The organism is Sorangium sp. So ce281, from assembly GCF_051527395.1.
Lineage (GTDB): Bacteria > Myxococcota_A > Polyangia > Polyangiales > Polyangiaceae > Sorangium > Sorangium cellulosum_B.
Genome location: NZ_CP150322.1, coordinates 8,580,346 through 8,598,875, shown reverse-complemented (window position 1 = coordinate 8,598,875; position 18,530 = coordinate 8,580,346). Strand labels below are relative to the sequence as shown.

Here is an 18,530-nt window from a genome sequence, read left to right as displayed (position 1 = left end):
CCCGGGATCCCGCCGGCCGCCGCCCCGGAATCCACGCGACTACATTTGTAGTTGACGGGCGGCCTCCCGTGAACGACACTTGTCGTCGTGGGAACCGAAGCGCTGACCGATCTGCAGCTCGCGGTGATGAAGGCCCTCTGGGCCGTCGGGGAGGGCACCGTTGGGGACGTCGTCTCGGCGATGGCGGAGGACGGGCGGGAGCTCGCTCCCACGACGGTGGCGACCTTGCTGCAGCGGCTCAGCCAGCAGGGGTGGGTGGAGCGCAAGCGGTCTGGCAGGCAGTTCGTGTACCGCGCGTCGGTCGACCAGAAGGAGGCGGCCAGGGGCGTGCTCCACCGCGTGCTGCGCTCGTTCTTCGGCGGCAGGGCCTCGGCCCTCACCGCGCAGCTCCTGGAGTCGGAGCAGCTCAGCCCTGAAGAGCTCGAGGAGATGCAGCGGCTGATCAAGGAGAAAGGCGCGTGATCCTGGCGCTCCACCTGCTCGCGGGGCCGGGCGCCTGGTCCGGCATGGCGGCCCTCTGGCTGGCGCTGCTGCTCACCTGTTCGGTCCATGCCGCGGTGTGGACCGGGGCGGCGGCGCTCCTGGCTCGGCGGAGTTCCCTCTCGTCCTCCACGCGGCACCTGCTCTGGAAGATGGCGCTGTTCGGTCCGCTCGCGACACTGCTGCTCGCGGCGGTGATGTCATGGGGCTTCGAGCGCGCGCCCGGCGACACGGCATCTCCTGGAGAGATCACCGTCCTGTCGCTCGAGGACGCCCCCGCGCCGGCGGTCCTCGATGCCGCGCCGGGGGCCGGCGGCTCGACCGGGGAGAGCGCCGGCGCCGGATCACCGGCGTGGCGCGCGGGGGGAAGCCCGGGGTGGAACCTGCTCGCCGCGTGCACGGTCGGAGCGGCCGCGCTGGGGCTGCTGCGGTTCGCCTCGTCGGCGCTGCTGCTGTGGCGCGGGCTCCGCGGGCGCAGGGAGGTGCGGGACGCGCGGCTGCTCCAGCGGCTGGAGCGGCTGCGCGCCCGGATCGGAATGGGCCCGGTCGCGCTGACGGAGAGCGCCGGTGTCGGCAGCCCGCTCGTCATCGGAGCCTCCGAGATCTGCGTCCCGCTGGCGAGGCTCGCCGCCCTCACCGACGCCGAGGTCGACGCCGTGCTCGCGCACGAGCTGGCGCACATCGAGCGCCGCGACGGGCTGTGGTTTCCGGCCGCTGGCCTCGTGCAGTCGATCCTGTGGGCGCATCCGCTCGTTCACTGGGCGTCGTCGCGCTTCCGCCAGACAGCGGAGCTCGCCTGCGACGATCGCGCCGTCGAGCTCACGGGGGATCCCCTCGGCCTGGCGCGCGCGCTGGTCCAGGTCGCGTCGGGCGCGTCGCTCGCCCCGCGGCGCGCGCTGGTCCCGGCCATGGCGCGCTCGGCGGGCGCGCTCCTCCCGCGCGTCAGGCGCCTCCTCGATGCGGGGAGCCGGGCGCGATCCACGCCGAGCCCTCGGGGCCGGCGGCGGGCCATCGCCAGCCTCGCCGCGGCCGGCGTGGCGGCTGCGGGCCTGAGCGTCCAGGTGGCGCGCGCGCGGCCGCCGCTGCTCGCGTCAAGCGCGGGCGGCGCGCTCGCGCGGGATCGCGGCGCTGCCCTCGGCGCAACGGCATCGCCGCCCGACGCGGCCGCGGCGAGCGAGCAGATGGTCGAGCTCGCGCGCCGTGAGCACGAGATCGAGGCGCGGCTCGAGGAGGCGCTGCTCCTCCCCGACGCGCAGCGCGCGGACACCCAGGCTGCCGTGCGGGTCCTCGAGCTGCGCCAGGAGCTGAGGCACGCGCGCGCCGCGAAGGCCTGGATCGAAGAGCGTTTCGTCGACGAATGGACGACGTGGGAGAGGCGCCCGCGGGCGTCCGGCAGCGCGCCTCGGTAGCGCGCTCCGCACACCGCACGGGCCTGTCCAGAACAGGAGCTGACATGTCGATCATGAAGAGGGCGCCGAGCGCGCGGCGCACGGCTGCGCGCGCGGCGCGTGCGGGGTTGACCGCCCGGGCGCTGTGCGCGGTCGCGACGATCGGGCTGACGGCCGCCGGCTGCGCGCGCGCGGAGGTCGTCACCCTGGAGCGCACGGGACAGCCCATCACCGTCCACAGGCCTGCGCTGTATCCGGAGACGATCGAATACGACAGCAGCCGAGGCAAATTCCTTGTGAGCTCGTTCAGGGAGGGCGCGATCTACGCGGTGGACGGCGATGGCGGCGTCTCCCGTGTCGTCGACGACCCACGCCTCTGCTCGGTGCTCGGCATCGCCGTGGACGTCGAGCGGGGGCGGCTCTGGGCGGTGAGCTCCGATCTCGGCGCGAGCGTCAAGCCATCTGCCGCGGGGCCGAAGAACGTGGCCGCCGTGGGCGTCTACGATCTCTCCACGGGCAAGGCCATCCACTACGTGGACCTCGCGCCGCTGTCCCCCGGCGCTCACCTCGTGAACGGCATCGCCCTGGACTCGGCCGGCAACGCCTACGTGACCGACAGCTTCTCGCCGACCATCTACAAGGTCGATCCGCAGGGGAACGCGGCCGTCTTCCTGCGGGACGAGCAATTTGCCGGCGAGGGGATCAACCTCAACGGGGTGGTCGTCCACCCCGATGGCTATCTGCTGGTCGTCAAGAAGAGCGATGGCACCTTGTTCAAGGTGCCGCTCGCGAACCCCGCGCGGTTCACCAGGGTCGATGTCGCCGAGCGGTTCGTGGGCGGAGACGGGCTGACCCTGGTGGGAAAAAAAGACCTCGTGGTCGTCGCGAACCAGGCCGCTGGCGTCGCGTCGAACGCCGCGTTCTCGCTGTCGAGCGAGGACGGCTGGAGCACCGCGAGGTTGCGCGCGGTCCAGCGGCTCGGCGACGTCTATCCGACGACCGGCGTGCTCCGGGACGGAAAGCTCTATGTCATCCACAGCAAGCTGAACGAGCTCATCCAGTCGTCGCCGGAGCAGCGAGAGCGGCTGCGGGTGGAGGCGACCATCCAGCAGATCGGGCGCGCAGCGCTGTAGCCGCGGCGCGCCTCGCGGCCGGCCCGAGGCGGGCGGGGGTCGTGCAGGGCGCGCCTTGCGGCGGCGTCAGGGCTGGTCTTCGCCCTGGCCCTGGCCGTCGTCGGTGTTGCCGAGATCGGGGCATTTCTGCGCGATGAGGTCACACGCCGCGATGGGGGCCTCGAGCGCGCTCGCCGCGGAATCGCAGCTGAGCGCTCGGACCTTCTCGGCGTTCGCCAGCATGCACGCCTCGTACTCGGCCACCGTCGCGGTGCAGCCGACGCGCGCCTCGGCCGGCGGCAGACAGCTCGCCGTGGCGGTGTCGTCCGCGCGCGCCGGCGGCTGCTGGCTCTCGGCCAGGCACTTGTCCCTCACGACGGTGCACTCCTGCCCGACCGTGGACCACAGGAGTCCGACGAACTCGCAGGTATCCTGCCTGGTGAGCACGAGGCTCGGCGTGAGCGACTGGCACGTGGTGTCTTCGTCCACGGCCGTCAGGTCCTTGAGCTGCTTGCTGCTCAGCGCGGCGGGGATCGGAGCGGCCGCCACATCCTTGCCGCCCCAGAGGACGAGCGACAGGAAGGCCGAGAGTGCTCCGAGTCGAATCAGTCGATTCATTCGTTCTCTCCCTTGTACGAGCGGCCGGCTCCGGCCGCGGACGGGCTCGGAGCAACCGACGTACCCGGCGCCTCGTTGTGCACGACGGGGCCGCGCGGGTCTCCGCCGCCGCCCGCGGCGCGATGATCGAGGGCCACGCGCTCATGGGTCTTCCAGGCTTCCCTCCTTCGCGGCCGCGCGCTCTGGCGAGATCCCACCCAATCCACGCTGGCCGCCTGTCCTTCGGTGTGTGTGCGCGCGCGCTCGCCGGCGCGGGCAGGATGGGTACAGGGCCGCTCGCCCTGCCATGGCGCCAGCGCGCTCACAGGGACGGCGCTCTGGCGCGCGGACGAAGCGGATCGGACGACGTGAAGTCGAGCCATCCGCCGCAAGGACGCGAGGGAGAGAAAATCCTGGCTCTCCTGGCGGCCTTGGCGTCCCGGTGAACTCCCGGCACGCTGCCGCGCCGCGCGCGGCGAGCGCCGCGCCGGAGCGGAGGGCGGCCGGGGGCGGGCCGGTCAGAAGAGGTCCCGCTCTCCGCCCGGATACACGAAGGAGCTGCGGGGCGAGTACCATGAGGCGCTCTTCACCACCTGGATCGGGCTCCCGGGCCGGAGCGCGTACACCGGGTGATCCTTCGCGAGGAACTCGACGGCGAGGAGCTCGTACGGGTCGGCCATGTCCGCGATATAGGGGTAGTTGCCGGCGACGAGCCGCCCGTCGACCTTCGTCACGTAGGCGAGGTGGCCGCGCGCGACGACGCCGATCTTGTTGCCGACGAGCGCCCTGGTCCGGATGATGGGCACGCCGTCGACCGAGGTGGTCGCCACGAGCTCTCTGCCGTGCAGCTCGAGCGTCGTCGCCCCGGGCGACGCCGGCACGCCGCGCTCGCGCACGTACCGGCGCACGGTCTCGGAGGAGTTGACGTAGTGCGTGAAGAACCGCGCCGGGCTCGCGCCGTCGGGCGTCGTGTGATCCGCGAGATCCAGCCCCAGGTAGGTGAGCGAATAGGCGCCGAAGCCGGAGGTCTGCTCCGGCGTGTCGACCACGTACTGGTTCATGTAGATGGCCTTGTTCTCCGCCGGCCTGATCCCCTCCGGCAAGAGCGCCGCTGCGGCGGCCGGATCCGCCGGGACCCAGCTCGAATAGAGCATACGGCTGTCGATGACCATCTGCGGCGCGGCGAGCTTCGACTCCGACATGGTGCTTTCCTTCTCCCCCCCGGGGAGACGAGCAGTATCACAACTCGGCGCCCGGCGAACGCACGAGGCGCCGGGCCGACCCCGCGGCGAGCGCCGCGGCGCCCGGGCCGCTACTGGACGAGCGAGCAGACGTAGAACCGCTTGTTGTCGCAGTAGTCGCCGCTGCACTCCACCGCCGTGATGAACCGGTGCGTGCCGAAGTGTGCGTACCACTCCTCCTCCGACAGCCAGTCCGACCAGGAGCAGCCCGTGAGGCGACCAGCCGCAGGTTTTGTGCACTCGAGCGAGATCTCGTCGCAGTAGCTGTCCGCGCAATCGATGCCCGTCACGATGCCCTTGTTCCCGCGGCCGCCGAAGCAGTAGCGCACGTTGTCGCCGAGCTCGAACGCCTCGCAGCTGCCGCCGCTCGGGCCGTCCGAGCACACCGGCTCGCCGAGATCGCTGTCCCCCTCCTCGGAGAAGTAGCTCGTCCAGTACCTGGTGGAGATGTCCAGAGAGCTCCAGGAGGGCAATCCGTTGCAGTGCAGCGCGACCTCGTCGCAGTAATCCCCCCAGCACGCGAAGCCGGTGGCGGCCTCGGGGCCGGGACAGTAGGCGGGGGCGTCTTCTTCCGAGACGTAGCCGGTCCAGCCAGCCTGGGCCGGAGAGGCCGCCGCGATCGACGCGAGCGCAACACAGCCTCCGAACAGCACGGCGATCTTGTTCATGATAGCAAGGCTCCTTTCTCTGTCGTGTCGGCAGGGCGCCGTCGGGCGGGCATCGGCCGAAGGATTCCGGCCACGCGTGCGTGGGGCGGGAACCCCCCCGCGGTCTCGCCGTCTGCGTTCGAGCGCCTGCTGGCGACGTGGAATAGCAACCGATGCGCCAAGCGCCGCGAGCGCGCCGGGCCCCGGCGTTCACGGGGGTGCAGGAGGAGACGCGCGCGGCGCGCGGCGAGCGGCTTGAGCCAGCTTTGCGCAACCCGAGCGCCATCGGCCCGAGCTGGTTCGGGTGGATGGTGGGAAGATAATTTTGCATCAAGACTGTAAGATAAACAGTCGACATCGACCCGTGCCCAAACCGGGACGTCTGCGGTCTCTCCAGGTTGAAGGGGCCAGCGAAGGCGGGTCCCTTTCCGGGGCGCCGCGCTGCACCGAACGGCAGGCGTCCCGCCGTGCATCCAGGAGAGCTCCGCCGGCGGCGCGACCGCACCGCGGCGGTGACGGCGCGCGCTGCGCGCGGCGTCCTCTCGCGGATGGCTGGTTTGCTCGTTCACCAGGGCTCGTCGTTCTTTTTTTCAAGGAGAAATGTCATGAACTTTCGTTCGATGCTCTCTTTTGCTCTTCCGCTCCTGCTCGCCGCGTGCGGCGACCCCCAGGTGGGCTCCGAGTATCCGGGCGAGGCGCTGCTGACGGTCGAGGGGACGATCGTCAATGAGCTCGACGTCGCGCCTGCGGGGCCGGTCGACGCCGTGCTGGTCTGGAACACGGTAGACGGCTCCAGCGATGTCGAGAGCTTCCCCGCCCGCGCGGCGGTGACCGGGAGCTTCCCCGCGAGCTTCACGCTGTCGATCCACGAGCCCCCGCAGGAGATCGCGCTCAACGATTTCAGCGAGGAAGGCCTCGTGGACACCCGGGTCGGCATCGCCACCATCGAGGCGGCGCTCGACGAGGCCTCCGCCGGGGAGGGCGCCTCGCTCGGCGTCGATGAGGACCATGTGATCGTGTACGTCGAGAGCGAGATGGCCGAAGACGGCTTCTGGTCGAAATTCTTCGGAGAGCAGCTCTCCCCCGGATTCCACGTCATGGATGTGTTCAGCCGCGAGGGCGAGGTGGACGCAGAGCTGCAAGCGGCCTTCGACGCCTGCGACGCCGCGGCGACGACGGAGGCGGAGCACAAGGCCTGCTACGGGCATGACGCGAAGATCAAGATCCGTCCCTCCGCCGGCGGGTCGAGCACATCGCTCACCGTCCGGATGGCGGTTTCCGAGGATTTGACGTACCCCGACTGGCACTGATCGTGGTACACGCTCGGACGTGGAGGATCGCGAGGCGCTGGTGTCGCTGATCGAGGCGGCCTACCGGCAGCATGGGCACCTCGTGCTGCGCCGGGCGCGGCGGCTCCTCGGGAACGAGCAGGAGGCGCGGGAGATCCTCCAGGATGTCTTCGCCTCCCTGCTCGGCGAGCCCGGGCAGCTCGACGGCAAGGGCCCGATGGTGGGCTGGCTCTACGGCGCCACCACGCACGCGTGCCTGAACCGCATCCGCGATCACAAGAACCGGCTGCGGCTCCTCGACACCCACGTTGCACCCCTGCAGCAAGAGAGCGCGGCGGCGTCCGCCGAGAACGCCCTCCTCACGCGGGAGCTCCTCGCGCAGCTCCCGGGCGACCTCGCGCAGGTCGCCGTCCACTATTACTCCGATGAGATGACCCACGAGGAGATCGCGCGCGTGATGGGCTGCTCCCGCCGGCACGTCGGCAATCTGCTGGAGCGGCTGAAGGCCACGCTCTCCGACCGGATGAGAGAAGGGAGTTCGAGTCCATGACGCCAGCGCGACCCGAAGGGTGCCTCTCGGAGCTGAAGCTCGACGAGCTCATGGCGGGCCAGCTCGACGCGGCCGCGGCGCAGGAGGCGAGCGCGCACGTGGCTGGCTGTCCGCGGTGCTCGGCGCGGCGCTCCGAGATGGAGGCGGCGCGCGCCTCGTTCGCGGCGTCGGCGCCGCCGCTGCGGCTCGCCCGCGGCGCCTCCATCTCGGAGCGCCGCGCCGCGGCGAAGCTCCGCCCGCCGCGCCGATGGCTGGCGCCCGCGGCGGCGAGCGCGCTCGCGGCGGCGGCGGCGGCGCTCTTCTTCTTCCGCTTCCACGCAGCGCCAGAGGGACGAGACGCGGAGATCCCCGGAGAGCGCATCAAGGGCGCGGAGCACATCGGCTTTTACGTCAAGCGCGGCGGGAGCGTCCTGCCCGGCGGCGCCGGCGAGAGGCTCCATCCCGGCGACGCGATCCAGTTCACGTACTCCAGCGCCGAGGCGCGGTATCTCGTGATCCTGAGCGTGGACGGGGCCTCCCAGGCGAGCGTCTATTACCCGAGCGGTCCTGTCGCGGCGCGGATCGAGCCGGGCCGGGAGGTCCTCCTCCCCCAGAGCACGGTGCTCGACGACACGCTCGGCACCGAGCGGATCTTCGGGCTGTTCTGCTCGGAGGCGATCGCGGTCGAGCCGCTCCGGGCCGCGCTCGCGGCTCACCCCGGCGCGCCGCCCGCCCCGCCGGGCTGCGACGTCGACGCGCTCACGGCGGAGAAGGTCGCGGCGTCGCCGTGATCCGCCGTCGCAGAGCGGCGCTCGCCGCCGCGGCGTGCGGCCTGGCCGTCGCCGCCGCGGCGGCCCCGGCCGAGGCGCGCATCGAGCGCTTCGCGGTGCTCATCGGCAACAACGCCGGAGAGAAGGGCGAGGTCGAGCTCCGGTACGCGGAGGACGACGCGGCGAAGATGTACGACGTGCTCAAGGACCTCGGCGGCTTTCCCCCGGCGAACCTCGTGCTCTTGCGGAGCGAGGGCGCGGAGACGGTCCGGCGCACGCTCATCACGATGAACGACCGTGTCCGCGCGGCCATCTCGAGCCCGGACACCGATGTCCTCTACCTCGTCTATTACTCCGGCCACGCCGACGCGAACGCGCTTCACCTCGGGCCGACGCCGCTCTCGCTGACGGAGTTCGAGCAGCTCGTCCGCGGCTCGGCGGCCTCGGCGCGGCTCTTGATCGTCGACTCGTGCCGCTCCGGGGCGCTGACGCGGGTCAAGGGCGGCACGAGCGCGCCCCCCTTCGTCATCAAGCTCGATCAGCGGCTCGCCGGGCAAGGGATGGTGACGCTCACGTCGAGCTCCGGAAACGAGGACGCTCAGGAGTCTGATGAGCTCAAAGGGTCGTTCTTCACCCACGCGCTCGTCTCGGGGCTGCTCGGGACGGCCGACGCGGACCGAGACGGCGCCGTCTCCCTCGAGGAGGCGTACCGCCATGCGTACGAGAGCACCTTGCGCGCCACGAGCCGCACGTGGGCCGGGGCGCAACACCCCACCTTCCGTTACGACCTCCGCGGCCAGGGCAAGCTCGTCCTGACGGAGCTGCCTGTCCATGCGTCGCTCCGGGGCGTGCTCCGCTTTCCGGCCGGCAGGGCCTACCTCGTGATGCGAGACTCCAGCGAGGGCGCGGTGGTGGCCGAGGTGGGGGCGAGCGACGCGACGCGGACCGTCAGCCTGCGCCCTGGCCGTTACTTCGTGCGGGGGCGAGGCCCCGACTTCCTCCTGGAGGGGAGCGTCGACGCCGGGGCCGGGCAGACGATGGATGTCGGCGACGAGCGATTGAGCCGCGTCATGTTCGCGCGGCTCGTGCGCAAGGGCGGCGGCGTCCGCGAGGTCGCGCACGGGCCGGTGGCGGGCTATCAGCTCAGGACGCCCCTTGTCCCGGGGGATTCGCTCTGTCACGGCGGCTTCGTCGGGTACGGGATCGAGCTCCAGCACCTCGGCGTCGCGCCCCGGCTCAGCGCGTGCCGCAGCGCCTTCCAGAACGAGCACCTCACGGCGAGCGATGATGAGCTCGGCCTGGACGTGCGCCTGTCCCGCTCCTGGGATCTGCCCGTGATCAGCCTCGGCGTCGGCGTGGACGTCGGCCTCGCCGTGATGAGGCAGCGGTTCGAGACCGCCGGGCGGGCGCCCGACCGCCATGGCCTGGCAGGGGCGTTCGGCGTCGATGCAGGGGTGAACATCGATCTGCCGGAGGGCTTCTACCTCGGCGTCGAGGCGGCGGCGCAGACGTACGTCTTCAAGCAGCAACGCGCGGGCAGCGACGAGGGCGAGGTCGGCCCCGCGGTGGCCATGCGGCTCCGCGTGGGCGTGGGCATGAGCCTTTGACGCGGGCCGCGATCCTGCAAAATTGCCGCGTCGCCATTGCGCACCTCCAGCGTCGCCCCGGGGTCTTGACGCAGGATCGGAGTGAGCTCAACGTCGTGGGATGGGGAAGCCGTGGCGGATGGGCGTGCTTGCGCTGATTGCGCTCGCGCCGGCTTGTGATGGCCGGATTGTGCGTGACGTCGAAGAACCGCCGGCGGGCGGAGGCGAGGTCGGATCGACGGCAGGAACTGGCGGTGCCGGCGCCACGTCATCCAGCTCGGGCGACCCCGCGGTCGTCGCGAGCGCCAGTTCAGGCGGTCAATCCTCGGGAGGTGGGCCGAGCGAGCCGGACGCAGGCGCAGGCGGAGCCGCAGGCGCAGGCGGGGACGGAGGCGCAGGCGGGGACGCAGGCGCGGGGGGCGCTGCGCAGGGGTGCGAGCCGGGCCGTTCACTCGGCGGCGTCGTGAATGCCAATCGCCAGGAGGATCTCGAGAAGCTGCGCGGTGTTTCCGTGCTCGATGGCAGGCTCACCATCGGCGGGGAAGTCTCCGATCTGTCCCCGCTCGCGTGCCTGACGACCATCACGGGCCGCCTCGATATCAACGACACATTTCAGCTGTCTACCCTGGACGGTCTCGACGCCCTTTCCTCCATCGGGATGCGGCTGGAGGTGATGCGGAACCTATCGCTGCTCAGCCTCAGCGGACTTTCGAGCCTGCGACAGGTCACGGGAACCATCGACATCCGTGAAAACCCGCTCCTCGAGAGCCTCACCGGCGTCGGGGTGAACGTCGGGGAGCTGCGCGTGATCGACAACGATTCGCTCGAGTCCTTGTCAGGCCTCGAAACCATGGAGGAGGGGGAGCTCTGGATCGAGGGCAACGACCGGCTCGCGACGCTGGACGGGCTGGGGAACCTCCGCCGAGGGAGCCTCACCGTCATCGACAGCGACGCGCTGACCAGCCTCGAGGGCCTCGGAGCCGTCGAGGAGCTCGATGAGCTCGCCATCTCCGAGAGCGACGGGCTCGCCAGCCTGGAAGGTATCGAGCGGCTCACGAGCGTCGAGCACCTCTTTTTGTGGAAGAATCGGCAGCTGAGCTCGCTGCGCGGCCTCGACGGCCTCGTCCAAGCGGGGTTCATCGAGATCGGGTTGAACGAGCGTCTCGTGGACCTGACCGGGCTCGCGGCGCTCGAGACCGTCAACTCTCTCGAGGTCAGCGGCAATCCCTCGATGGTCAGCCTCGACGGCATGCTATCGCTCCGCGGTATCCAGTATCTCACTGTCAGTGGGAATCCCGAGCTCGTGAGCGCCGGCGCTCTCGCGCATGTTCCCTCGGGCGAGGACCTCATGCCGGCGCTTTACTTCTCGGGCAACCCCAAGCTCACGCGCATCGATCTCGGCGGTGTAACGCACCTGCAAATGTTCTCCGTCTCCGGCTGTGACTCCCTGTCGGATCTGTCCGATCTCGCCGGCGTCACCCAGCTGGCGGCTCTCGGCGTAAGCGATAACGCCGGACTCATGAGCCTCACGGGAGTCGAGCAGCTCTCGCAGCTCGATCAGCTGACGATCAGCCACAATCCTCGGCTCACGGATCTCCGACCCCTGAGCGGCCTCCGCAACATATACGGGATCGGAATCACCGGTAATCCTGCGCTCACCACCCTCGACGGGCTCGGTTCGCTCAGCGAGGGCAACGGCGTGACCGACAGCGTGACGCTCGAGGACAACGATGCGCTCGTGGACATCGACGCTCTGCGTGGCCTGGTCCACGTGCGCCAGCTCACCATCCAGGACAATGACGCATTGCCTGCGCTGACCGGGCTCGAAGACCTGGCCGAGCTCTCCTGGCTCTTCGTCGAGGGGAACCGGTCGCTCGCGACGCTTCGCGGCCTGGGAGCTCGAACGATCGCTGCTTGGATGCGGATCGCGCACAACGACAGCTTGCCGAGCTGCGAAGTCGAGGCATTCATGGATGGCCTCTACTGGCTGCCCGAGAGCACGATCGAGGAGAACAACGGTACCGGGACCTGCTCGCCCTGAGCCGCGGGGAGGTCAACGCCGTTGTTGACGCTCGACACCGACGCGCACCCATCTCTGTGTCAGGATGTGCCGGCTGTTCTGGCACAGAAGCGCTGAATTCCCCAAGATCTCGTGTCTGGCATGCTTGCTGCTGACAGGCAGCCCCATGACAACGACATCCTTCTCTTCGGCTCAATTTCGGATCGCGCTCGCTCACCGGCTGACCCGCGCGATACTCACCTCGGCGACGCTCGGCATGGTGGCTGGAGGCGCCGCGTGCAGCGGCGATGTCGTCCGGGACCGCGTGTCGGGCGAAGGTGGCGGCGGCCTCACCGCGGGAAGCGGCGGCCGCCCCTCGGGCGACGCGAGCTCGGGATCGCGTGGAGAGGACGACGAGAGCTCGGGATCGCATGGTGAGATGGACGGGCAAGGCGGCGGCATCGACGGTGGCCCCGTGTCGGCGAGCTCGGGTGGTGTCTACTACGACACCGTCGAAGGCACCCACTGCATCTCGCGGGAGGAGGTCAGCGGGCAGGGCGGTGCAGGGGGAGCTGGCGGCGTGGGGGGCCAGGGCGGCGCGCCCGCGAGCCCGTGCCCTCCTGTCAACCCTTACGATAGTAAACACCGTTTCCCAGGCAGCGGCTGCGGAGTCTACGAGATCGGCGAGGGCGTCCTTCGAGAGGGTCAGTGCTGCTACGACTACACCGCCGAATGCGCCTCCGTGGGCCGGCCATTCGTCGTGGGCGAGCGCGCCCGCACCGCGCGGGCAGCGCGGCGGGAGGCGGGCGCGTGGGGCGCAGCGGCGCGCCCGGACGTCGCGCAGCTGACGCCGGCAGAGCGCGCCGCGCTGGCCGATGCGTGGCTCCGCGACGCCTTGCTCGAGCACGCATCCGTCGCCTCGTTCTCGCGCTTCGCCCTGGAGATGATGGCCGTCGGCGCCCCCGCCGCGATGCTCGCCGCCGCGCACGAGGCCGCCGGCGACGAGGTGCGCCATGCGGCGCTCTGCTTCGGGCTGGCGAGCGCGTACGCGGGCGCGGCGCTCGAGCCCGCGCCGTTCGAGTTCGGCGGCCTCGTCGAGGTCAGCTCGGATCTCCCCGAGATGGCGGCGCGCGCCGTCCGTGAAGGCTGCGTCGGCGAGACGCTCGCCGCCGTGCAGGCCAGCGAGCAGCTCGCGCACGCGAGCGACGCCGCGGTCCGGAGCGTCCTTGCCACGATCGCCGAGGATGAGGCCAGGCACGCCGAGCTCGCGTGGCGCTTCGTGGCCTGGGCGCTCCAGGCGGGCGGCGATGCGGTGCGCCGGGCGGTCGCGGCGGCGTTCGACGCCGCCCTCGCCGCGCCCCCGCCGGCCGCCCCGGCACAGGCCGCCCGAGCCGGCGCCCTGGCCGCGCACGGGCGGCTCGAAGGCGCCGCCCTGGCCTCGGCGTGGCGCCGCGCGATCGCGGACGTCATCACGCCGGCCATGCACACGCTGCTGTCTGCCCATCTCCGCGGGTGAGCCATCCTGCCGGAAAAGCCGGTCGAAAATGAGCCCTCGCCGGAGAGTCCGGCGCCATTGGCCATGGACATCGCCGGCTGCACCGCGTCAGGAGTCTCCGCATGCTGCGAATGAACGAAATTACCGGTTTGGTCTTCGGGCTTGGTCTGCTTGGCGCTGGATGCAGCTCGGGTGACGACGACGCCGGCGGAAACACCCCTGCCGCGTTCACGCTCTCGAGCCCTGCCTTCAAGGACGGGGAAACGCTCCCCGTCGAGTACACCTGCGACGGGAAGGACTTTCCTTTCAGCGGGATGCCGCCCGTGGACCACACCTCTCCCGAGTTGAGCTGGACGGCCGGCCCCGCAGGCACGCAGAGCTACGCCATCGTTCTCAAGGACGTCACGCTGGTCAAAGCCGGAGATCACCGGCAGGGCGGCCGGCAGCGGCCGCCATCTGGCCGCGGCCGGCAGGCGCTCGCCTCGCCTCGCCTCCGAGGACGAGGCGCGCCGGACCGCAGCTCAGCACTCGCCGTCGGTGAAAAAGCCGATGCTGTCGAGCTCCTCGCCACTTCGGCCGAAGAACCCACCGACCTGGACGTTCGAGATGGTGAACGGCGTCCCACCGGAGCCGCCGTAAGGGCCGTGCACGCGGCCCTTGCTCGTTCTGAACTTGAGCTGGTCGACGCGAGAGCCGGCCCGCCCGTCGATCCTCGTGATGTACTCACCCGGCTCGAGCGTGAAGCTCTGCAGGGAGCCGCCGCCCCTTCCATGCGATTCACCGGTCACCCGACTGCCCGCAGGGGTCGTCCAGACACCCTGTATGGAATCGATCCGGCGCCCGCTCCGGATTTTCACCTGTACCAGCTGGCAGGTCTCGGTGAGATTGTCAGTGAACGCCTTTCCACCATTGCCCCCGTTCTCCTGAGTACGAACATAGCCGCTGCTCATGAATACGCTCCTTTCCGGCGATCGAGCAGTGAGCCGTTGCCGCGCTCTGCGCTGCTGCGCCGCTCACCCCCTGAGGCCCACGTTGCAGCAGGTGTGCCATTATGCCCCGGCGGAATGTCGGGCCGCAGCCTCGGCAGGCGCCGTTCAATGCAGCCCCTCGGTGATCCTCATTCTACCCGGGTCGACCTCCGTCGCGTGGAGCTCAGCGCCGGAGGGCCGCCATGGCAGACGGCACCATCACGCGCACGTGGCGCAAGCGCCATCATCAGCGCTGGGTAAAGAGGGTACAGAGCGGGCGCGTGGGTTCCAAGACAGGCTGAGCGGCAAAATGCCGCGTCTGTGGCACCGGCGCTCACGTGACGCGCCATCATGAGGTGAGGGCGGGCGGCCTTGGCGTCATGGCGGTTTTTTCTGCCGCTGGTTCTGCTCTTTTCTGGCGGTTTCAACCCGTCTGTCGCTTCTAGGACCCCTCCTCGGCGCGACCACGCTTCGGAGCGGACCGCTTCGCCGGATTTCTGAGCTTTCTCTCTGGATTCAGGGCGACATTGAGTGGATATTCAAGATGGTCCTCTGGATGTCGGGGCGACGCCGCGCCGCTGGACGGCGCCCGCGGATACGGCTAGCTCGAGGCCATGAACCTCACCAACGTCCTGCGGGAGCTCGCCGCGCTGAGCAACGAGAAGATGCGCGAGGTCAACGCCCGCGCCGGAGACGCCCACGGCGTGAACCTCACCCAGCTCCGCGCGCTCGCGAAGCAGCTGAAGACGGACCACGCCCTGGCCGGCGAGCTCTGGCGCACCGGGGAGCCCGACGCCCGCCTCCTGGCGACGCTCGTGTTCAAGCCAAAGACCTTCTCGGTGGACGAGCTGGACGCGATGGTCCGGGAGATCGGCTATCCCAAGCTCCTCGACTGGTTCATCGTCAACGTGGTCAAGGCGTCGCGGCACGTCGAGGAGCTGCGTGTCCGCTGGAAGGACTCCGCGAGCGAGCTGGTCGGGCGCGCCGGCTGGAGCTTGACGACGGATCGCGTCGTGAAGAGCCCAGCCGGCCTCGATCTCTCCGCGCTGCTCGACCAGATCGAGGCGGAGATGAAGGCGGCGCCGGGCCCGAAGCAGTGGTCGATGAACCACTGCCTCGCCGAGATCGGCATCCACAACCCCGGGTTGCGCGCCCGCGCGGTGGCCATCGGCGAGCGGCTCGAGGTGCTCAAGGACTACCCGGCGTCGCCTGGCTGCACGCCGCCGTTCGCGCCGGTCTGGATTGCGGAGATGGTGGGGCGGCAGAAGGCGGCGAAGACGCGGGGCAAATGAGGGGGCGGCTCACCCCGCTCCCGATGGGGTGAAATTCGCGTGCTCGTGCGTTTGCGCTCGGCCCGCCGTGAGGCGCGACGCGACAGAGGACTGTAGAACAATCCAATTGCGACAAGAGCAGACTGCGCCGGGGGGTAAGGATAAGCGCGCACTCCCATGCTGGATGATTCCATGATATGCTGTCAGACCATCGCGCGCCGGCATCGGGTGCACCGAGTTTGCGGCACGCTGTGGGGGCCGCTCCCCTGATGCGACCTCCGGCCGTTCCCGTCGAGCAGGTCCCGGCCGCGTTCACGGCTGACCGGCGCGCCCGCCGGTAAACGCTGCTGGGGCGCAGCGCAACCAGCCCTCGACCTCCGGCCACGACGACGGGCCTCTCCTGGTGTCGGTGATCATCGCGTCCCGCGTCCGATCGGTGAAGACCGCGGCCCCATGATCGGCAGCGTTCACCGTTCACCGCCGGCACCCACGCCGATCTGGGCCGCGCTCGCCTTCGCAGGCGGCACCGCGCCAAGCGCGATGGTCCCCTTCGTGACCGCCGCTCCGAAGAACTGGGCCGAAGGAACTCCCGTCACCGTAACGGACGCCACGCTCCCGATGGCCCTCGAAGCCATGAGCGTGACGACGTTCGTGAGTCAGTGAAGCCTAGCCAGATCGGCCCCGTCGCTCAGGGGACCTTCATCAGGGCGTTCTGCTCTGCTTGCACGCGGCCATCGGTGCAGAACTTGCAGTTGTCGCCGTAGAAGAAGTTCCTGTTCGCTGTGTCATCCATCAGATGAGCGCGGAACCAGGCCGCGGCCGACGACAGGGACACGCCATTTGCGCCCTGATAGACCCAGCTACCGTGATCCGCGTTGAGCTCGTTGAGGAAAAACGCGGGCTGATCGGTGACCGTCTTGAAGACATCGTGGACCCCGCTGCATTTCACCGTGGAGTCCTTCCCCCCGCAGAAGAACAACATGGGGGTGTGCACTCCCTTGAGGGCAGTGGTGCCGCAAATCGTGCCGAGGGCCGAGAAACGGGGATCGGAGGCCGTCTTGCAAGTCGACATGCCCCCATAGGAATGGCCAAGCTGGCCGATCTTCGTGGTGTCGAGGGCGTGATAGTACGGGCTGCTCGCATCCTCGGCTTGTTCCAAGATCCAATCGAGGCCCGCGGTCGTGGGAAGAGGATCGCCTTCTGCGGTCGCGGTGCTGAGAGAAGCCACCACGACGAAACCGTGGGACGCGAGATGGTTGACGATCGGTCCGTATTGTCCGCACCACTGATTGCTGCCGGCGTTGACGACGCATTTCGGCGGGTTCTGCTCCGGATTGTCCCGGTAGCCATTGGCCCAGATCAGGATCGGATGGCAGTGGCCGCTGGTTGCGATATTGCTCGGGCGGTACACGTGGAAGCGCTGTTGCTCGTCCCCATAGATCGGATCGGGAACGACGCCGGCGAGGGGGCCGACGTTCTTGTCTGCGGTGACCGAGAAGGGGCCCGTCTTGGTAGGATCGGCCGTGGGGAACGGGTCGCCGACGCAGCTACTGACCGAGCCGCCGCTACCGGTCGAGCCGCCGCTTCCGGCATTTCCTTGGCCGCCGCTGCCCGGTTGCCCGCCCGAACCCGCGCCACCCGAGCCGCCCGACGCCGAGCCGCCAGCCCCACCACTGGATGCGCCGCCGCTGGATGCGCCGCCGCTGGATGCGCCGCCGCTTTCGGCCGTTCCCCCAGAGCCCGTCGCACCACCGGAGGCCGTGCCCCCGCTGCCCGTCCCACCGCTGTCCGTGCCAACCGCGCCCCCGCTCGCGGCAGCGTCCCCATTCGATCCGTTACCACACGCCGCGGTGGAAACGCACACGCCCAAAGCCAGTAGCCAACGCCTCATGGTGACTCTGTCCTCGCCCAGCCGCTCAGCGTCGTCAAGCGCTTTGGCGGATAGGACAAGCAAACGCGTTCCGCAAAGTCAAGTTTCTCGGAGCCGTCCCTGGCTCGTGCAGTCCGACTGTACGAGCTTATCGACAGAACGGGCCTTATGCGATCAGACAGGCCTTCCACTCGTGAAACGCCTGCGATTACCGCGACGTCGCACCAAGCGGAAGGCATCCTACCGTATAGCTGTACACTACTGGCACCAAGCGGAAGGCGTCCTACCGTATAGCTGTACATTACTGAGCTCGTCCAAACGGCCGCCCCGTCACGCGCGGCCAGCACGCCGCCCTCGTCGTCACGCCGCATTCGCTCGCCACCTACGACGCCCTGAAGAAGGACCCGACGCCATGACCGATCTAACGCCCACCGAGACGAAGGCCCGCCTGAACGGCCTCGGCCTGTTTGGTCTGCTCGCGTGCTGGGAGGAGCTCGCCGACAAGCCCTGGCTTCGCGAGGTGCTCGCCATCGAGGAGCGCGAGCGCCACAAGCGCAGCCTTGAACGCCGCATCAAAAACTCCCGCGTAGCCGCCTTCAAGCCCATGGCCGACTTCGACTGGTCCTGGCCCAAGAAAATCGACCGCGAGGCCGTCGACGACCTCTTCGCTCCCGGCTTCATCACCGCCGGCCACAACGCCGTGCTCGTCGGCCCCAACGGCGTCGGCAAGACCATGATCTTGAAGAACGTCGCCCACCAGGCCGTCATCCGCGGTCACACGGTCCGCTTCTCGACCGCGAGCGACATGCTCGCCGACCTCGCCGCGCAGGAGTCCTCGGCCGCGCTCGCGCGCCGGCTGCACCGCTACACGGTTCCCGGCCTTCTTTGCATCGACGAAGTCGGCTATCTCTCCTACGACGGCCGCTACGCCGACCTGCTGTTCGAGGTCGTCACTCGTCGCTACGACGCGCAGAAGCCGATCCTGCTCAGCACGAACAAGGCCTTCTCCGACTGGGGCCAGGTCTTCCCGCACGCCGCCTGCGTCGTCACGCTCGTCGACCGGCTCGTGCACCGGGCCGAGGTGATCGAGATCGAGGCCGAGAGCTACCGGCTCAAGGAAGCCAAGGAGCTGAGCGCCTCCCGCATCAAGCAGCGCCGCGCCAAGAAGCACTGAGCCGCCTCTTCACCGGTGAACTTCACCGGCGTCGGATGCGGGTTTCACCGGTGAACTTCACCGAACCCCCGCGGATTGCCGCGATCATCAACACCTGGCCGAGCCGATCCGCCG

17 protein-coding genes are annotated in these 18,530 nt (G+C 69.7%); 12 read left to right on the top strand and 5 right to left on the bottom strand.

What is annotated here, in order from left to right:
* Nucleotides 1-87: 87 nt before the first annotated feature.
* The 3 genes from WMF27_RS32710 to WMF27_RS32700 are packed head-to-tail and all read left to right on the top strand — an operon-like array spanning nucleotide 88 to nucleotide 3,001.
* Nucleotides 88-462 (top strand): BlaI/MecI/CopY family transcriptional regulator, encoded by a 375-nt coding sequence (locus WMF27_RS32710; RefSeq protein WP_437524485.1) that lies wholly within the window; start codon nucleotides 88-90, stop codon nucleotides 460-462.
* A complete protein-coding gene (locus tag WMF27_RS32705; RefSeq protein WP_437943242.1) occupies nucleotides 459-1,889 on the top strand; it encodes a M56 family metallopeptidase in 1,431 nt (476 codons plus the stop codon). Before WMF27_RS32710 ends, WMF27_RS32705 begins: the two co-directional genes overlap by 4 nt.
* Before the next feature lie 44 nt (nucleotides 1,890-1,933).
* Nucleotides 1,934-3,001, top strand: a complete 1,068-nt coding sequence (locus tag WMF27_RS32700) for a hypothetical protein (protein WP_437943241.1) — start codon at nucleotides 1,934-1,936, stop codon at nucleotides 2,999-3,001.
* A 66-nt stretch (nucleotides 3,002-3,067) separates the two neighbouring features.
* Here the strand turns inward: WMF27_RS32700 and WMF27_RS32695 are convergent, their stop codons facing one another.
* The 3 genes from WMF27_RS32695 to WMF27_RS32685 form a co-directional block, all read right to left on the bottom strand.
* The gene (locus WMF27_RS32695) at nucleotides 3,068-3,598 is read right to left on the bottom strand and encodes a hypothetical protein (RefSeq protein WP_437943240.1); all 531 of its coding nucleotides are present in this window, start codon (nucleotides 3,596-3,598) and stop codon (nucleotides 3,068-3,070) included.
* A 497-nt stretch (nucleotides 3,599-4,095) separates the two neighbouring features.
* Nucleotides 4,096-4,779: a hypothetical protein gene (locus tag WMF27_RS32690; RefSeq protein WP_437943239.1), complete on the bottom strand. Its 684-nt coding sequence runs from the start codon at nucleotides 4,777-4,779 to the stop codon at nucleotides 4,096-4,098.
* 110 nt (nucleotides 4,780-4,889) lie between these two features.
* The gene (locus WMF27_RS32685) at nucleotides 4,890-5,486 is read right to left on the bottom strand and encodes a hypothetical protein (RefSeq protein WP_437943238.1); all 597 of its coding nucleotides are present in this window, start codon (nucleotides 5,484-5,486) and stop codon (nucleotides 4,890-4,892) included.
* A 584-nt stretch (nucleotides 5,487-6,070) separates the two neighbouring features.
* Here WMF27_RS32685 and WMF27_RS32680 point away from each other — a divergent pair.
* The 6 genes from WMF27_RS32680 to WMF27_RS32655 all read left to right on the top strand — a co-directional run bounded on the left by WMF27_RS32680 (nucleotide 6,071) and on the right by WMF27_RS32655 (nucleotide 13,154).
* Nucleotides 6,071-6,775 carry a hypothetical protein gene (locus WMF27_RS32680; protein ID WP_437764951.1) on the top strand — a complete coding sequence of 235 codons (705 nt, stop codon included), beginning with the start codon at nucleotides 6,071-6,073 and terminating at the stop codon, nucleotides 6,773-6,775.
* Nucleotides 6,776-6,794: 19 nt separating this feature from the next.
* On the top strand, nucleotides 6,795-7,304 hold the full coding sequence (locus tag WMF27_RS32675) for an RNA polymerase sigma factor (protein ID WP_157907086.1): 510 nt from the start codon (nucleotides 6,795-6,797) through the stop codon (nucleotides 7,302-7,304).
* Nucleotides 7,301-8,074 carry a DUF4384 domain-containing protein gene (locus WMF27_RS32670; protein ID WP_437764952.1) on the top strand — a complete coding sequence of 258 codons (774 nt, stop codon included), beginning with the start codon at nucleotides 7,301-7,303 and terminating at the stop codon, nucleotides 8,072-8,074. Before WMF27_RS32675 ends, WMF27_RS32670 begins: the two co-directional genes overlap by 4 nt.
* A complete protein-coding gene (locus tag WMF27_RS32665) occupies nucleotides 8,071-9,660 on the top strand; it encodes a caspase family protein (protein ID WP_437764953.1) in 1,590 nt (529 codons plus the stop codon). Before WMF27_RS32670 ends, WMF27_RS32665 begins: the two co-directional genes overlap by 4 nt.
* 118 nt (nucleotides 9,661-9,778) lie before the next feature.
* Complete coding sequence (locus tag WMF27_RS32660) at nucleotides 9,779-11,680, top strand: leucine-rich repeat domain-containing protein (RefSeq protein WP_437764954.1); 1,902 nt, start codon at nucleotides 9,779-9,781, stop codon at nucleotides 11,678-11,680.
* Nucleotides 11,681-11,825: 145 nt separating this feature from the next.
* Nucleotides 11,826-13,154 carry a ferritin-like domain-containing protein gene (locus tag WMF27_RS32655; RefSeq protein WP_437764955.1) on the top strand — a complete coding sequence of 443 codons (1,329 nt, stop codon included), beginning with the start codon at nucleotides 11,826-11,828 and terminating at the stop codon, nucleotides 13,152-13,154.
* 500 nt (nucleotides 13,155-13,654) lie between these two features.
* Here WMF27_RS32655 and WMF27_RS32650 read toward each other — a convergent pair whose 3' ends face one another.
* Nucleotides 13,655-14,083, bottom strand: a complete 429-nt coding sequence (locus WMF27_RS32650; protein WP_437764956.1) for a jacalin-like lectin — start codon at nucleotides 14,081-14,083, stop codon at nucleotides 13,655-13,657.
* Nucleotides 14,084-14,715: 632 nt separating this feature from the next.
* On the opposite strand from WMF27_RS32650, the gene WMF27_RS32645 reads away from it, so the two are divergent.
* Both WMF27_RS32645 and WMF27_RS32640 read left to right on the top strand, forming a co-directional pair.
* Nucleotides 14,716-15,393 carry a DNA alkylation repair protein gene (locus WMF27_RS32645; protein ID WP_437764957.1) on the top strand — a complete coding sequence of 226 codons (678 nt, stop codon included), beginning with the start codon at nucleotides 14,716-14,718 and terminating at the stop codon, nucleotides 15,391-15,393.
* Nucleotides 15,394-15,825: 432 nt separating this feature from the next.
* Nucleotides 15,826-16,035 carry a hypothetical protein gene (locus tag WMF27_RS32640; protein ID WP_437764958.1) on the top strand — a complete coding sequence of 70 codons (210 nt, stop codon included), beginning with the start codon at nucleotides 15,826-15,828 and terminating at the stop codon, nucleotides 16,033-16,035.
* Nucleotides 16,036-16,060: 25 nt separating this feature from the next.
* Here the strand turns inward: WMF27_RS32640 and WMF27_RS32635 are convergent, their stop codons facing one another.
* Nucleotides 16,061-17,263 carry a poly(ethylene terephthalate) hydrolase family protein gene (locus tag WMF27_RS32635; protein ID WP_437764959.1) on the bottom strand — a complete coding sequence of 401 codons (1,203 nt, stop codon included), beginning with the start codon at nucleotides 17,261-17,263 and terminating at the stop codon, nucleotides 16,061-16,063.
* A 391-nt stretch (nucleotides 17,264-17,654) separates the two neighbouring features.
* Here WMF27_RS32635 and WMF27_RS32630 point away from each other — a divergent pair, with 391 nt between their 5' ends.
* Nucleotides 17,655-18,416 carry an ATP-binding protein gene (locus tag WMF27_RS32630; protein ID WP_437764960.1) on the top strand — a complete coding sequence of 254 codons (762 nt, stop codon included), beginning with the start codon at nucleotides 17,655-17,657 and terminating at the stop codon, nucleotides 18,414-18,416.
* Nucleotides 18,417-18,530: the final 114 nt, after the last annotated feature.

Coding starts and splice junctions, on each gene's coding strand:
- WMF27_RS32650 (WP_437764956.1), bottom strand. CDS start 14,083: ATGAGCAGCGGCTATGTTCGTACTCAGGAGAACGGGGGCAATGGTGGA.
- WMF27_RS32645 (WP_437764957.1), top strand. CDS start 14,716: ATGAACCTCACCAACGTCCTGCGGGAGCTCGCCGCGCTGAGCAACGAG.
- WMF27_RS32640 (WP_437764958.1), top strand. CDS start 15,826: ATGATCGGCAGCGTTCACCGTTCACCGCCGGCACCCACGCCGATCTGG.
- WMF27_RS32680 (WP_437764951.1), top strand. CDS start 6,071: ATGAACTTTCGTTCGATGCTCTCTTTTGCTCTTCCGCTCCTGCTCGCC.
- WMF27_RS32690 (WP_437943239.1), bottom strand. CDS start 4,779: ATGTCGGAGTCGAAGCTCGCCGCGCCGCAGATGGTCATCGACAGCCGT.
- WMF27_RS32655 (WP_437764955.1), top strand. CDS start 11,826: ATGACAACGACATCCTTCTCTTCGGCTCAATTTCGGATCGCGCTCGCT.
- WMF27_RS32635 (WP_437764959.1), bottom strand. CDS start 17,263: ATGAGGCGTTGGCTACTGGCTTTGGGCGTGTGCGTTTCCACCGCGGCG.
- WMF27_RS32670 (WP_437764952.1), top strand. CDS start 7,301: ATGACGCCAGCGCGACCCGAAGGGTGCCTCTCGGAGCTGAAGCTCGAC.
- WMF27_RS32700 (WP_437943241.1), top strand. CDS start 1,934: ATGTCGATCATGAAGAGGGCGCCGAGCGCGCGGCGCACGGCTGCGCGC.
- WMF27_RS32685 (WP_437943238.1), bottom strand. CDS start 5,486: ATGAACAAGATCGCCGTGCTGTTCGGAGGCTGTGTTGCGCTCGCGTCG.
- WMF27_RS32695 (WP_437943240.1), bottom strand. CDS start 3,598: ATGAATCGACTGATTCGACTCGGAGCACTCTCGGCCTTCCTGTCGCTC.
- WMF27_RS32630 (WP_437764960.1), top strand. CDS start 17,655: ATGACCGATCTAACGCCCACCGAGACGAAGGCCCGCCTGAACGGCCTC.
- WMF27_RS32660 (WP_437764954.1), top strand. CDS start 9,779: ATGGGCGTGCTTGCGCTGATTGCGCTCGCGCCGGCTTGTGATGGCCGG.